Genomic DNA, 13,575 nt, shown 5'->3' with positions numbered 1-13,575 from the left:
GGCGATGGGTGGGCTGGCCGCGCAGCCGGCGGTCGCCTCGGTGATCGCCGGCGCCACCACGGCGGAACAGGTCCGAGCGAACGCCGCGGCCGGAGAGTGGCAGCCACGGGCCGACGACCTCGCAGTCCTCGACAAGATTGCCCCGACCCGACGCCCGAGTTCCTGATGCCGCCCACGCGGCGGCGGCTGACACCAGTCAGCGGTAGGTCAGTTCGGTCGTGATGGCGACCTTTGGGACCTACGCCCGACGTCCGTTGGCCTTGGCCGTCGGTAGAAAAGGTCGTGATAGCGCTACGTGCCACCTACCCCAACACGGGAGTTGGGCCCTGTGTCGTCGAAGATGGCGGTCATGGTTGAAGTGACGCTGGTACGGGGGGACATCACCGAGCAGGACGTCGATGCCGTCGTCAACGCGGCGAACTCGTCACTGCTCGGTGGCGGCGGAGTGGACGGCGCGATCCACCGTCGCGGCGGACCCGAGATCCTCGCCGCATGCCGGGCGCTGCGTGCAGGCGCCCTCGGCGGTGGTCTGCCGACCGGCCAGGCGGTTGCCACGACAGCGGGACGGCTGACCGCCCGGCATGTCATCCACGTGGTCGGCCCGGTCTGGTCGGCCACGCAGGACCGTTCGCAGCTGCTGCGGTCCTGCTACCAGCAGGCCCTGCGTGTCGCAGCCGAGCTTGGCGCCGAATCCGTGGCATTCCCCGCGGTCAGCGCGGGTGCATACGGCTGGCCACGTGAGGACGCCGCCCGCATTGCCGTGGGCACCGTCCTGGCCACGCCGACCAGCGTGCGGGAAGCCCGCTTCGTGCTGTTCGACGAGGCCACCCACGCGGCCTTCCAGACGGCTCTGGGCGAGCATCGCTGATGCTCAGCCGCTGACCGTGGCGGTGGCAGCGCCCGCACGGGTGGGCGGCCATGCCACGGTGACCTCGCCCAGTCGCCATCGCCGCACGTTGCCGCGCACCGGCCAACCGTCCGCCCGCATGGCTTCGACCGCCGCGACCCATCGTTGCCTCGGCCCGAACACCGCGCGCGGCGCCATCCGCATCCAGGCGTCGTCGAACGAGGTCAGCAACGCATGTACGTCCTCGCCTGGAACGTTGCGGGCGATCAGCGACTTCGGCAGCCGTTGCGCGATCTCGGATGGACGGCTCAGGCTCGGCAGATGCGCCGCCAGGGTGAGCGTGGTGCCACCCGGCCATGATTGCGGTGAGAACTCCCACCGGGGTCCCGGTGTCCCCGGACGCACCACCGTGCCCGCTTCGGTGGAGGCAGCGCGTGAACCGTCGATGGCGAACCAGCATGCGCGCCTGCCGATCTCGTCGCAGGTCCCTTCGACCAGCAGACCGCCGGGGGCGATCCGTTCGAGCATCGACGCCCAGGCCGGGCCGACCGCCGCGGCCTCATACTGGCGGAGCACGTTCAGCGCGCGAACCAGCACGGGGCGCAGCCCCGCGAGCTCGAATCCGCCATGGGTGAAGGCCAGCCGTGGCGGGTGGGCGGCCGGGGCCGCCGCCACCACCCGGTCCCGGTCGATCTCCAACCCGACGACCCGGACGTCGGGCACGACCCGCGCCAATCGTTCGTACAACTCAACCGTGGTAATCGGGGATGAACCAAAACCGAGATCGACGACCAGCGGGGCGGGCACACCGCGTAGGCGGGCCGCCTGCGTCCCGATGATCCAGCGATCCACCCTGCGCAGGCGATTCGGACTGGTCGTCCCGCGGGTCGCGAGCCCCAGTGTTCTGGCACGGCCAGCGGCCAGTCGAGGCTCACGACGGCGGACGGGAGAGGTACCGGACACAGCTTCACGATCGCAGGGCCCCGGTCACCCCGACCGCCGCCCCCCGAACAGCCACCGGCGGTCGGTGCAGGCCGGTCGGCACAGCGGACATCACCAAAAAGAAGATCATAATTATGCGTCGGCCGAAATCAGCCCATCGGCTCTACTGCTGGCAGTATGTACCGGGCTCCCGTCGGGACGAGGGACCCACCGCTTAGGAGACAGCCGGACCACCTCGTACCGCAGACCTCGGGCGGAGGTGCCCGCAGGGCGATGTGCATGTCATCGACCGTGTCCGGGCATGCAGGCGGCCGATCCGTTGTTCGAACACTCGGGAAGCTGGCGATCGATGCGTCCGGCTCATTGTGGAGGTGGTCGGTGCGTCGGGTCCGGTTCGGCCACCCTCGTCGGGTCGCCATGCTGTCGATGCACACATCGCCGCTGGAACAACCGGGGACCGGCGACGCGGGCGGGATGAATGTGTACGTGGTCGAGCTGTCCCGGCAGCTCGCCACGCTCGGCACCGAGGTCGAGATCTTCACCAGAGCCACCAGCAGCACGGTGGAGCCGACGGTCACCCTGGCCCCCGGGGTCACAGTGCGCCACGTCGATGCGGGCCCGTTCGGGGATGTCGGACGAGAGGACCTGCCAGCCTGGTTGTGCTCGTTCATCGTGGATGTACTGCGGGCTGAGGCCGCACAGGAGCCCGGCTGGTTCGATGTCATCCATTCGCACTACTGGCTGTCCGGCCAGGTGGGGCTCGCCCTCTCCCGGCGATGGGCGGTCCCGCTGGTGCACACGGCCCACACCCTGGCAAAGGTCAAGAACCATGCGCTTGCTGACGGTGACCAGCCAGAACCGCCGAACCGAATCGCCGGCGAGCAGGAGGTCGTCGCCGGTGCGAGCCGGATGATCGCATCCACCGCTGACGAGCGGCAACATCTCATCGATCTCTACGCAGCGGATCCGAACCTTGTCGACGTGGTGGCGCCCGGAGTCGATCTGGAAGTGTTCTGCCCTGGGGAGGCGTCGGCGGCGCGGACCCGCCTCGGCCTGCCGCCGGACGTGGTGCTGCTGCTCTTCGTCGGGCGAATCCAGCCGCTGAAGGCGCCTGACATGCTTCTACACGCCGCCGCCCATCTGCTGGCCCATGAACCGGCGTTGCGGGACCGCATGCTGGTCGCCATCGTCGGCGGACCGAGCGGCTCAGGCCTCGACCGGCCGGACGCGCTGGTCAAGCTCGCCGCCGAGCTGGGCATCTCCGATGTTGTCCGATTTCAGCCACCAGTCCCCCAGCTGGAGCTCGCCGACTGGTACCGGGCCGCGAGCGCGGTCGTCGTCCCCAGCCACAGCGAGAGCTTCGGGTTGGTCGCGCTTGAGGCCCAGGCCTGTGGAACGCCGGTCGTCGCGGCCGCCGTCGGCGGATTGCGCACGGCTGTCCGCCACGGCATTTCGGGAATCCTGGTGGAAGGACGTGATCCGGCCGCCTACGCCGATGCGCTGGCCCGGTTGATCGGTCAGCCCCGCTGGCGGCAGCGGCTCGCCGCCGGCGCGGTGCAGCGCGCCACGGAGTTCGGTTGGTCTGCGACAGCACGCGGGGTCCTGGCCGGCTACCGTGACGCAGCGGCGCTGGCGACCGTTCCAGCGACCGCCTGACGGCCTGTTGTTCCGCGCCCATCCCATATGATCACTTCGGAGGTGAACTGTGTCACTGCCTGTGGACGACATCGAGCGGGCGCGCATCGACCGTGTGATCGACGATGCCCTGGACGACATCGGCCTGGTCTACGAGCGGGTGGACGAAGGATCATTCCTGGTCACCCTGGAAGGTGACCACAGGCTCCGGACGATGACCTGGCTGATCATAGGCGACCACACCCTGCTCATCGAGGCGTTCTTCATGCGCAGGCCCGCCGAGAATCCGGCGGGCACCTACGCGTTCCTGCTTGGACGCAACGCCAGGACCTACGGCGTGCACTTCTCGATAGACCAGGTCGGGGACGTCTACCTCACCGGCCAGCTTCCGCTGACGGCGATCACCGCCGACGAGATCGACCGTGTGCTCGGTTGCACCCGTACCTACTCGGACGAAAACTTCGACCCGGCCGTCACGCTCGGGTTCGCCGGCGCCATCGAGCGGGAGAAGGCCTGGCGGGCCCGAGTCACCGCCGCCGAGACCGAGACCGAGACCGAGACCGCCGAGGCGAGCCCCCGGATGCAGCGACGCGGAGCCTCTGCAGGCCCTTGAGTGCCGGGCGCTCTTACGAGCGCACCCGTGCAAGACGCGCGGACAGGTGAGACTGCAACGGCTTGCCCTCGGCCTCCATGTCAATGGCATAGGCAAGATCACCGTCTTCGACGATGCCGTACAGCCGCTCTGAACGGTTCACCCTGCGTGCCGTGGCAGTCCGGATCACGACGTTGGACCGCAGATCCACCCGCGTACCGACCACATCACCGACGTAGATCTCGCTGATGCCGAACGGATGGGCGAGCATGACCTCGACCGTGGGAGGCCCGTCGCCATCCGGTGGCGCAACGCGCCAGAACCCGACCTCGGCGGCCAACGGGCTTCCCTCGTCGCGGCCGTCCCGAGGCTCACCGACCCACCAGGTCCGGGACTCGTACGACAGAGCCGGCCGGCCGGTGCCGGCGAAAACGACCTCCTGGCCGTAGCGGAAGCCATCCATCCCCTCGTAGCCACCGACGCCCTCACCGCGCCAGGTACCCAGGAGGAACGCCAGTGGCAGCAAACTGGGATGGAGGTCGACGACCGGCCCCGGCGGTGTGGTCACGTCGGCACCGCCGCACGCGGGCGCGTGCCGGAAACGCTCAACGCTGGCCTGCGTACAGCTTGTAGACGACGTACACGGAGAACCACCCGATGAGTACCGCCACCGTGATCAACAGTGCGGTGAAGAATATTTCCAGCACGCGCCCAGCCTATCCGTCATGCACCGGTCCGGCGCCGTGATACCAGCCCTGTGACGCAGCGGTGCGGCACCCCTGCAGCCGCACCCCTGCAGCCGCAGAGCGCGGCTGCAGGGGTGGTCTTAGCGCATCCCGTTACGCACTGGTGGGCGATGCGCTCGGTGCACCACTTGGCGGGGTGCCGGTCGGCGGGGTACCGGGAGCACCGCTCGGCGGAGTGCCGGTCGGCGCACCACTCGGCGGGGTACCACCCGGCGGGGTGCCGCCGCCACCGCCACCGCCTGAGGCCGCCGTGAAACTGGGATCAACACCAACAGCGATCGTGCCGATGAAGCCTGCGGAGGCCGACCCGACCACTGTCAGCAGGCCGTCCTGCACGCCCTTGCCCGTGTAGACCATGTCATTGGCGAGCGTGGTGATCGTGCCGGTGTGCGAACCGTATGGCTTGGTCGCCTCCACCTGCGTCACCAGGCTGTCCGAGAAGAAGAACTGACCGGTGTGGTGAGCCGTACCGCCCTCATAGGTGTTGGTGGCGCTGTCCACCGCGCCACCGGTGTAGACCTTGCAGTGGATGTGCACGGCGCGCGGGCTGTACCAGCCGGGAAAGATTGTTTTGAACTCGACGATGCCGCGACTGTTGGTGAGCTGAATTCCACGCAGGTAGGTTTTCTCGTTACCGACACCATCCTCGGCGGGCGCGCTGCCACCGGGAGTGGCAGTGGTGTAGCCCGAGTAGTAGCCCCAGGCGTCACAGTGCCAGATCTCCACCGCCGCGTTCGCCAGCGGAACACACGAATTCTTGTAGTCGACGACGGTGAGCCGCAGCGTGAGTGCGGCACCGGACTTACCCTCGGTGATGTCCTTGCGTACGAGGCTGTTGTCCAGCCAGTACGGACCCTCGGTCACCTCCGAGGTCAGCACACAGGTACTGGCCGCCGAAGTCGTGGCCGAGGGAGTCGCAGTGGCCGTGCCTGTACCCGACGATCCACCGGGGAGGCTGGTGAGCTGGCAACCAGCGAGCGCGGCTCCGCCGAGCGTGACACCACCGAGTGCGAAGAGCCTGCGCCTGTTCAACGGCGTTGCGGTGAAATCGGTCATGGCACCACGATGAGGATCCTTCCCGTCAGGACCCTTGACGCGAGCTGTGCATCGTCTGTGGGGACAGCCAACCGGCCCACTCATCGATCATCACAATGATCATGTTGATGGCGCAGGCCTCCCGGGTTCGCCGGACCGTGCAGACTGGGCCCTATGCGTTCCCTGGTCATCAAGGCAACTGCCGGTTCGGACGCGCCGGAGCGATGCTCGCAGGCGTTCACCGTCGCCGCCGTCGCAGTCGCCAGCGGTGCGGCCGTCTCCTTGTGGCTTACCGGCGAGTCCGCCTGGTTCGCGCTGCCGGGACGCGCCGCCGCATTCGTGCTGCCCGAGTCCGCACCTCTGGACGACCTGCTGGATGCGGTTCTGACCGGTGGACAGGTAACTGTCTGTACTCAGTGTGCGGCACGGCGAGGCATTGGCCCCGATGATGTACTCCCAAATGTACGCATCGCGGGCGCCGCCGTCTTCGTGTCGGAGGTGCTGGCCGAGGGAGCCCAGGGGCTCGTGTACTGACCTGACCTGCTGATACCAGCCTTCAGAACCCTGCCAGGCGGCGGCCCCACCTGCCGAGCAACAGCTCCTGCAAAGGCAGACCACGGCCAGGACACGAGGAGACTCCTTCACGGCGTCGGCCTGATGGGGTTTTGTAATGGCATGATGCACGAACCCGATGTCCTGTACGCAGTCGTCCAGTTCGACAGCACCGCGCGGCGGACGGTCCGGCGAGTCGTCGCACCATTTCCGGACCGGAGTTCCGCTGCACTGTTCGCGACCGATAACGGTCTGCGCGACTTCGCCGTCGGCCCGATGGCGTTTGCCGTGCCAACGCGGGCTGCATGCACCAGCCAGAGCATTCCCGTGCCCCGGTCGGGTGGTTACTGAAAACCTGCGGCGAGGGGAACCTGCGGTGAGAGCCGGAAACCCCGGCGGCGCGATCGTAACCCTGCACGCGCCGCCGGGGTCGTGGAAAAACCTATGCGGCTACTTCCACCTCGGTGTCGACAGGCTCACCCTGGCGGGCAACAACCTTCCGTTCTCCGGAGCCGCCCGGGACCAGCGCCCGGACGGTCCACGAGCCCGGCCGGGCAAAGAAACGGAACTGACCGGTCGCGGACAGCGGCACCTCGGCGGTGAAGTCCCCACCTTCGTCCAACAAGCGCGCATAACCTGACGAAACGGGCGAGCCGTCCTTCAGGACGACGCCCTGGATGACAGTTTCCTTGGCCACGTCAATTCCCTCCACCGAAGGTCCGCCGCTGGTCGCACCGCACACGTGTCAGGCGCCCTTCTCGATCGGGACGCCGACCAGTGAACCGTACTCGGTCCACGAGCCGTCGTAGTTCTTCACATTCGGCAGGTCGAGCAGCTCGTGCAGCGCGAACCAGGTGTGTGCCGAACGCTCGCCGATACGGCAGTACGCGATGGTTTCCTGCGTAAGATCCACCCCCGCGTCGGAGTACAGGGTGGTCAGCTCGTCGTTCGTCCTGAACGTGCCGTCCTCGTTCGCGGTCTTCGCCCACGGGATGTTCTTTGCGGTCGGGACGTGCCCGGCCCGCTGCGACTGCTCCTGTGGCAGGTGCGCCGGAGCAAGCAGCCGCCCGGCGAACTCGTCGGGCGAGCGCACGTCGACGAGGTTCTTCTCGCCGATCGCGGTTATGACCTCGTCCCGGAAGGCGCGGATGTCGGTGCGGACGTCGCTGGCGGTGTACTGGGTGGCCGGGCGGTTCGGGACCTCGTCAGTCAGCGCGCGACTGTCCAGCTCCCACTTCTTGCGGCCACCGTCGAGCAGCTTGACGTCGGCATGCCCGTAGAGGGTGAAATACCAGTAGGCATACGCTGCGAACCAGTTGTTGTTACCGCCGTAGAGAACGACCGTGTCATCGTTCGAGATGCCCTTGGTCGACAGCAGCTTCTCGAACTGCTCCTTGTTGACGAAGTCGCGGATCACCGGGTCCTGAAGCTCCGACTTCCAGTCGAGGCGGACCGCACCCGGGATGTGACCCTTGTCATAGGCGGAGACATCCTCGTCGACCTCGACCAGGACAACCTTGGGGTCTGTCAGGTGCGCATCGGCCCAGGACGGGTCGACGAGCGCATCGGAACGACTCATGCGTGCACTCCCTTCACGGAACGTATGGCGAGATATATCTGGCAACCGAGACAAAAGTCGATGGCAGCATTCAGGAACGCCGCTACAAATGCAAGCGCGGTGGCGGTGTATCCAAGACCGGGGACACCGGCGAGAAATCCGATCGTGCCCACCGCACCGAAGGCCGCACCGACCGCCTGCGCGAACCGGGGCGGTTGTGGATCCTCCAGCTCGGCCGGCGGCCCGAGGCGGGGGCGGATCAAGATGCGATAGAGTAACCCGTACGGTGCCCACCGGACTCCGAGGACGGCCCCGGTGAGGAAGACCGCTGTCTGCGCGAGAAGTAGCCATCCGCTGGCGGTCAGCGTGACCACCGCGAGGACAACACTGGTCACAACTGCGGCAAATCGAAGACCTCGCGGGTCGACCACGAACTCATCTCCTGAAGGGCGGGCCCGCTGACAGCGGGCGACATCAACGCACAGATCAGGAAAGTCGACACGATGTGCTACCGACACGACACAGATCGATCGTGCGGCGGCTGACGAGCTCGGTGGCAAACATAACCTCTCGACCGTAGCAGCGAACATGACCGATGTGTTACCGATCCGACCACCTGTCGCGGTGATCGAAAGTGCCGGCTCCAGAGTCGATCACGTCACCTCGCCGTCTGAGGTGGACACCTCACCTACAGCGAGTTCCAACACGGCGAAGACGGCCGCCCTGCTCGGTGGGGCGCCGCTGGCCCGAGCTACCTCCCAAGCCTGCCCATCAAGGACCAGGACGGTCGGCGTCCGCTGGATCCGCAGCCGCCTGACCAGCTCCAGATGCGACTCGGCATCGACCTCAAGATGGCGCACGCCTGCAACGGTCGCAGCGACGTCGGCGAGGATCCGCCGGGTCGTCCGGCAGGGAGCACAGAACGCCGTGGAGAACTGCAGCAGCGTGGCACGCGCGCCGGGCGTGATACCCAGCTCCACAAGCTCGCTTGCAAGATCCAGACGCGACTCCCCGTCGCGCGGATGAGCACTGGCACGAGAACCCACATCAGGCGTGTCAAAAGTCGTGGATGCGCCCACTACGCCCGGAACGCTGCCATCAGCCGAGCTGCCCGACGCCGACGTGCGTGTCATCCGGAACCGCCCGTCTCGAACCCGAATGGTCATAATGATCACACCGACAGCCGCCAGCGCCCCGAACAACACCCACACCCCGGTCACGACTGCGTCCAGCGCATTCGGGCGCCAACTTCTTCCTGACCTTGCGTCTCGCCCGCCGACCGGCGTGGACTAGCGGTCACCAGATGTGGTCACCGTCAATAATCTTCCACGCGAACGGGTCATCCTGCGAGCGTGTGCGCGGCGGCATACACGAACACCGCCGCCACGGCCAGCGGGAGTACCGCGACAAGGGGCCATTCGAACTCCGGATCACCACTGGCACGGAGTTCGGCGACCCCACGGGCGACAGCCATGTCGATGATGACGGCTACCGCCGCGGCTACCGTCGCGATCGCCGTGCCGTCGGAAACGGTCAACCCGCCGGATGCAGCGCCGAAGACAGCCCCACCGGCACCGGCCGCCACCACGCCGATGAGCCGGGAGATCAACGGCCAGCCGGCCGGGCGGGCCACCCGGCCGCCGACGAGCCCCGCGCAGGCCCGCGCGACCAGGACAGCCAAACCCCCGCCGACGAGGCCGACAGCCACCATCGCGGGGCCGACCGCCCGGCCGGTCGGCGTTTCGATCGAGGCCGCGTCCACGTAGCCGGTCAGCAGGGTGACGATGACCACCCCGCTGAGCCCCGCGGCCATGTCCACCGTCACCCGCACGGGCTGATCCGATGTCGCCGTACCGGGGCTGGCCCGCCGCCGCGCCAGCTGACCGAGGATGACCGCCACCACCGCGATACCGATGACCCCGGCGCCATCGCCGAGCTCGTGGGAGTCGGTGAGCAGCGCGGTGGCGTCCGCGGCCAGCGCGGCCAAGCCGACGATCACCAACGTCCCGATGGAACCGGCAAACGTCCGCACCCATGCCCAGCCGAGGAGGAACTGCTCGACGGCGATGACGGCGACGAGTGGCAACGGCCCGACGCCGGCAACGAGCGCCGGGACGACCGCGGCTACCACTATCGAGACACCGGTGAGAAACACCGGCGGTCCACCCGCCCGCCGTGACCGCGGCGCAGTCACGGATGCCGGCACGTCTGCCGACTCCGTCCTGACGGCCGTCTCGGCCCCGCGGGCTCGCACACCACCATGTTCCCATACCCCGGCGACTACCCCGGCAATGATGCGAGCGCGATGAACGGGACGAAGCCTGCCGAACAGGTCTATCGCGCAGAGTCGATCATGGCGGCCATCACCCACCGGCGAACGGCGGGAGCACCTCCACCACAGCGCCGTCCACAAGTGCCACGTCGGCATGACTCCGGGTGCCGACCGGAGCATCGTCCACGAGGAACGCGCAGCGCGCCAGCACGGCGTTCAACCGTCCCGGGCGGCCCAGGGAGACGGCGTCCAGTAGGTCGGCAAGGGTATCGGCGTTCTGCTGCTCCTCAGGTACCCCGGCCGCATCCCTGGCCGCAGCCCAGTAACGGATCGTCACGCAAGCCATGGGAACTCCGGGATCTCGGGTGTGTCATCACGGTCCGATCGCGGACTCGCCGATACGTCCGGGCCTGGCTGGTCTGGGCCTGGCTGGTCTGGGACCAGCCGGTCCGGCCCTGGCTGGCCAGGGAGCAGCCGGTCGACGCCCGCGCGCTCACCACGGCCGACGAGCAGATCGGGCAGGTGGCGGCCGAGGCGGTCCAGCAACCCTGGCACAAGCCCCGATTCGGCGTGCCCGAAGCCTGGAATGATCCACAACTGGCCGTGCTCCCCCGAAGCCACCGCCAGCGAATGAGGATGATCCAGGGTGAAGTAGGTGTCCCGGTCTCCGTGGACGAACAGAACTGGCGTCGGCGCGATCCGGCCGGCGACGTCGAGCGGGGACGCCGGGATCATCGGCCAGATTTCGGACATCAGCCGTACGCCGAGCGCGTGCCGGGCGATGCGGCGGCCGGCGGCGGTCTCCGCGAGCCAGCTCAGGCGCCGCATCGCCGCAGTGTCACGGACGTACCAGCGGCTCGGCGCGCTCACGCTGACGACGGCGTCAACCGGGTTGCGCACGGGGTACCCGCGCACGCAGTCCCCGCCGCGGGCGAAGGCCGCGTGGCGGAGCACCGCAGCGGCCCCCATCGACCAACCGACGGTGATGACGTTCAGGTAACCGAGCCGCCGGGCTTCCCCCACGGCCGCGTCCACATCCAGAACCTCCAGATCGCCGAAGGTGCACACGCCCGAGGACTGGCCGTGACCCCGCAGATCCGGGGTGAGCACGCCGGCATAGGGCCGGATGCCGTCGCTGACCGCCCTGACCGGGGGTTTGTCACGAAAACCGGAAAAACCGTGGACGACGACTACCCCAAGATCAAAACTACGATCGGCGGCAGAACCAACACGGCCGCAATGGGTCGTGGCGAGGATCTCACCGTCCGAGGTGGGGAGAACCCCGAAGACGGTATGAGCGGAGTAGGGCACTCCGCTATCCTCCCCACAGGCCGGTGTTCGTTTCACGCCCATGACGGTCGTGGAACGCGGGGGGCCGGTCGCAAGGTATCCGTGGGTCGACGCTGCCCCAACATCGCAACCGAACCCTGGAGGAGTCGACTTGAGCGTCGTCCTGTTGCTCACCAACGCCCCCGGACCATCCGCGGAGTCCTTTCCCTCACTCGGGCTCCTGACTCACACCGTTCGCGTCGCCCCACTCGAGGCCAGCGCGCTCCTGGACGCACCGCCAGTGGACGTCGTCGTGGTGGACGGGCGCCGGGAACTCGTCGTCGCCCGCGGCCTGTGCCGCCTCCTGCGCACAACCGGGCTCACCACTCCCCTGCTCGCGCTCGTCACCGAGGGTGGGCTGGCCGCGGTGTCAGCCGACTGGGGCGTCGATGACGTCGTCCTCGACAGCGCCGGACCGGCTGAGGTCGAAGCGCGGTTGCGGCTCGCGATCGGTCGGGTCGCGGCAGCCGGCGGCACTGCGGAAGCCGGTGTCATCCGGTCCGGCGACCTGTCGGTGGACGAGACCACCTACTCGGCCAAGCTGCGCGGCCGTCCGCTCGAGCTCACCTTCAAGGAATTCGAGCTGCTGAAGTACCTCGCCCAGCACCCTGGCCGGGTCTTCACTCGCGCCCAGCTCCTGCAGGAGGTGTGGGGTTACGACTACTACGGAGGTACCCGGACAGTCGACGTCCACGTGCGTCGGCTGCGGGCCAAGCTCGGCCCGGAGCACGAGTCGATGATCGGTACGGTGCGGCACGTCGGTTACAAATTCGTCGCGCCTCCGATCGCACCGCTGCCGGAAGACGCGGTGACCAGCCACAACGAGAGGGACGTAGCTCGCACCCCCCAGCGGGTCTCGCTCTAGAGACTTCGGGGCTGAAGGGCGTGCGAAACGAACCATGATCGCACGCCCTTCAGCCACGCAGGCAATCTGAAGCCTCCGGGCGTGCGAAAGTACCATGATCGCACGCCCTTCAGCCACACAGGCAATCTGAGGCCTCCGGGCGTGCGAAAGTACCATGATCGCACGCCCTTCAGCCAGGCGAACGTCCTAATGTCGCGCAATGACGCTGTACTGGACCCGCCAACTGACCTCCCACGACGTCGATGCCCTTCGGGACCTGGTGACCGCGGCCACCGACGTGGACGGGGTCGCCCCGTTGTCCGATGACGCAATGTTGCGATTGTCGCCCGATCCACTCACCAGCGGGCACCATCTGATCATCACCGCATCAGACGCATCAACATCGCGCGAGATCGTCGGGTACGCCTACCTGGCCGTCCGCTCCGATGACAACTGGCAGGCGGAGCTGGTCGTGCATCCCGGACAACGGCGTCATGGCAACGGCGGGCACCTTCTCGCCGCGCTGACCGCGTCCGCTGACCAGGCCCGCGCGCAGCTCGATGTCTGGGCGCACGGCGACCCACCCGCGACGGTGACGCTGGCGCACCGGTACGGCTTCGTTCGCGAACGCGTGCTCTGGCAGATGCGCCGACCGCTGTCCGCACTCCCCGACATAGCGCTGCCACCGGGTGTCACCATCCGCACCTTCATCCCTGGACAGGACGAGGACGCAGTGGTGGCGGTCAACCGTGCCGCCTTCGCCGACCACCCCGAGCAGGGCCGCTGGACGGTAACCGATGTTCGTCTGCGGGAGGACGAACCGTGGTTCGACCCAGCGGGCTTGTTCCTCGCGGAGTCCGCCGGCCGGCTGGCCGGTTTCCACTGGACAAAGGTTCACTACGGCATCGACGACATACCCGGGCCCGGCGGCATTTCGACAGCCGAGACGAAGACCGACGTCGGCGAGGTCTATGTCGTCGGTCTGGAGCCCACCTTCGCCGGGCGCGGGCTCGGCCGCGCCTTGACCCTCATCGGGCTGCACCACCTACGCGATCAGGGCCTGACAACGGCAATGCTCTACGTCGAAGACCTCAACCAGCGGGCAATACGCCTGTACGAAGGCCTGGGCTTCACCCGGTACCGCGCGGACATCTCCTACCGGCGCGCACCCGGCGCAGGTGCGCAGCCCTGATCACACCTCATCTCGATCAACGCTCTGGGGA

At 67.8% G+C, this 13,575-nt stretch carries 17 protein-coding genes and 1 pseudogene; 8 read left to right on the top strand and 10 right to left on the bottom strand.

What is annotated here, in order from left to right; all coding sequences use genetic code 11:
- Both U9983_RS01045 and U9983_RS01040 read left to right on the top strand, forming a co-directional pair.
- Positions 1-166, top strand: a pseudogene (locus U9983_RS01045) (aldo/keto reductase); the annotation flags it as partial.
- A gap of 183 nt (positions 167-349) precedes the next feature.
- Positions 350-868: an O-acetyl-ADP-ribose deacetylase gene (locus U9983_RS01040; RefSeq protein WP_322752210.1), complete on the top strand. Its 519-nt coding sequence runs from the start codon at positions 350-352 to the stop codon at positions 866-868.
- Between the two features lie 3 nt (positions 869-871).
- Here the strand turns inward: U9983_RS01040 and U9983_RS01035 are convergent, their stop codons facing one another.
- The gene (locus U9983_RS01035) at positions 872-1,810 is read right to left on the bottom strand and encodes a class I SAM-dependent methyltransferase (RefSeq protein WP_322752209.1); all 939 of its coding nucleotides are present in this window, start codon (positions 1,808-1,810) and stop codon (positions 872-874) included.
- A 396-nt stretch (positions 1,811-2,206) separates the two neighbouring features.
- Here U9983_RS01035 and mshA point away from each other — a divergent pair, with 396 nt between their 5' ends.
- Positions 2,207-3,445: a D-inositol-3-phosphate glycosyltransferase gene (mshA, locus tag U9983_RS01030; protein ID WP_322752218.1), complete on the top strand. Its 1,239-nt coding sequence runs from the start codon at positions 2,207-2,209 to the stop codon at positions 3,443-3,445.
- A gap of 49 nt (positions 3,446-3,494) precedes the next feature.
- Entirely contained in the window at positions 3,495-4,037 is a 543-nt protein-coding gene (locus tag U9983_RS01025) for a YbjN domain-containing protein (RefSeq protein WP_322752208.1), read from the top strand.
- Positions 4,038-4,050: 13 nt separating this feature from the next.
- Here the strand turns inward: U9983_RS01025 and U9983_RS01020 are convergent, their stop codons facing one another.
- Positions 4,051-4,584, bottom strand: a complete 534-nt coding sequence (locus U9983_RS01020) for an FABP family protein (RefSeq protein ID WP_322750428.1) — start codon at positions 4,582-4,584, stop codon at positions 4,051-4,053.
- A 271-nt stretch (positions 4,585-4,855) separates the two neighbouring features.
- Positions 4,856-5,818 carry an intradiol ring-cleavage dioxygenase gene (locus U9983_RS01015; protein WP_322752207.1) on the bottom strand — a complete coding sequence of 321 codons (963 nt, stop codon included), beginning with the start codon at positions 5,816-5,818 and terminating at the stop codon, positions 4,856-4,858.
- A 153-nt stretch (positions 5,819-5,971) separates the two neighbouring features.
- Here U9983_RS01015 and U9983_RS01010 point away from each other — a divergent pair, with 153 nt between their 5' ends.
- Entirely contained in the window at positions 5,972-6,331 is a 360-nt protein-coding gene (locus U9983_RS01010) for a DsrE family protein (RefSeq protein ID WP_322752206.1), read from the top strand.
- A 141-nt stretch (positions 6,332-6,472) separates the two neighbouring features.
- Entirely contained in the window at positions 6,473-6,700 is a 228-nt protein-coding gene (locus U9983_RS01005) for a hypothetical protein (protein WP_322752205.1), read from the top strand.
- Between the two features lie 91 nt (positions 6,701-6,791).
- Here U9983_RS01005 and U9983_RS01000 read toward each other — a convergent pair whose 3' ends face one another.
- From U9983_RS01000 to U9983_RS00970, 7 genes are all read right to left on the bottom strand, one after another.
- Positions 6,792-7,091, bottom strand: coding sequence for a DUF1416 domain-containing protein (locus U9983_RS01000; RefSeq protein WP_322750431.1), 300 nt, complete (start codon positions 7,089-7,091; stop codon positions 6,792-6,794).
- A 3-nt stretch (positions 7,092-7,094) separates the two neighbouring features.
- On the bottom strand, positions 7,095-7,928 hold the full coding sequence (locus U9983_RS00995) for a sulfurtransferase (RefSeq protein ID WP_322750432.1): 834 nt from the start codon (positions 7,926-7,928) through the stop codon (positions 7,095-7,097).
- Complete coding sequence (locus U9983_RS00990; protein ID WP_322752204.1) at positions 7,925-8,338, bottom strand: DUF4395 domain-containing protein; 414 nt, start codon at positions 8,336-8,338, stop codon at positions 7,925-7,927. The genes U9983_RS00995 and U9983_RS00990 overlap by 4 nt, the downstream gene beginning before the upstream one ends.
- Positions 8,339-8,560: 222 nt before the next feature.
- Positions 8,561-9,127 carry a thioredoxin family protein gene (locus U9983_RS00985; RefSeq protein ID WP_322752203.1) on the bottom strand — a complete coding sequence of 189 codons (567 nt, stop codon included), beginning with the start codon at positions 9,125-9,127 and terminating at the stop codon, positions 8,561-8,563.
- Positions 9,128-9,246: 119 nt separating this feature from the next.
- Positions 9,247-10,101 (bottom strand): hypothetical protein, encoded by an 855-nt coding sequence (locus U9983_RS00980; RefSeq protein ID WP_322752202.1) that lies wholly within the window; start codon positions 10,099-10,101, stop codon positions 9,247-9,249.
- Between the two features lie 169 nt (positions 10,102-10,270).
- Entirely contained in the window at positions 10,271-10,525 is a 255-nt protein-coding gene (locus tag U9983_RS00975; protein WP_322750436.1) for a MoaD/ThiS family protein, read from the bottom strand.
- Complete coding sequence (locus U9983_RS00970) at positions 10,513-11,490, bottom strand: alpha/beta hydrolase (RefSeq protein WP_322752201.1); 978 nt, start codon at positions 11,488-11,490, stop codon at positions 10,513-10,515. Before U9983_RS00970 ends, U9983_RS00975 begins: the two co-directional genes overlap by 13 nt.
- A 130-nt stretch (positions 11,491-11,620) precedes the next feature.
- On the opposite strand from U9983_RS00970, the gene U9983_RS00965 reads away from it, so the two are divergent.
- Positions 11,621-12,373 carry a response regulator transcription factor gene (locus tag U9983_RS00965; protein ID WP_322752200.1) on the top strand — a complete coding sequence of 251 codons (753 nt, stop codon included), beginning with the start codon at positions 11,621-11,623 and terminating at the stop codon, positions 12,371-12,373.
- Positions 12,374-12,572: 199 nt separating this feature from the next.
- Entirely contained in the window at positions 12,573-13,544 is a 972-nt protein-coding gene (gene mshD / locus U9983_RS00960; RefSeq protein WP_322752199.1) for a mycothiol synthase, read from the top strand.
- The last annotated feature ends 31 nt before the right edge of the window (positions 13,545-13,575 follow it).

The sequence above is a fragment of the Protofrankia sp. Cas3 genome (genome assembly GCF_963555955.1).
In the GTDB taxonomy this organism is placed as follows: Bacteria; Actinomycetota; Actinomycetes; order Frankiales; family Frankiaceae; genus Protofrankia.
This window is presented reverse-complemented; position numbering and strand designations above follow the sequence as displayed.

Bases quoted from the DNA above. Each gene is read 5' to 3' on its own strand.
- U9983_RS01005 (WP_322752205.1), top strand. From the start codon at position 6,473: ATGATGCACGAACCCGATGTCCTGTACGCAGTCGTCCAGTTCGACAGC.
- U9983_RS01015 (WP_322752207.1), bottom strand. From the start codon at position 5,818: ATGACCGATTTCACCGCAACGCCGTTGAACAGGCGCAGGCTCTTCGCA.
- U9983_RS01010 (WP_322752206.1), top strand. From the start codon at position 5,972: ATGCGTTCCCTGGTCATCAAGGCAACTGCCGGTTCGGACGCGCCGGAG.
- mshD (WP_322752199.1), top strand. From the start codon at position 12,573: ATGACGCTGTACTGGACCCGCCAACTGACCTCCCACGACGTCGATGCC.
- U9983_RS00995 (WP_322750432.1), bottom strand. From the start codon at position 7,928: ATGAGTCGTTCCGATGCGCTCGTCGACCCGTCCTGGGCCGATGCGCAC.
- U9983_RS01040 (WP_322752210.1), top strand. From the start codon at position 350: ATGGTTGAAGTGACGCTGGTACGGGGGGACATCACCGAGCAGGACGTC.
- U9983_RS00975 (WP_322750436.1), bottom strand. From the start codon at position 10,525: ATGGCTTGCGTGACGATCCGTTACTGGGCTGCGGCCAGGGATGCGGCC.
- mshA (WP_322752218.1), top strand. From the start codon at position 2,207: ATGCTGTCGATGCACACATCGCCGCTGGAACAACCGGGGACCGGCGAC.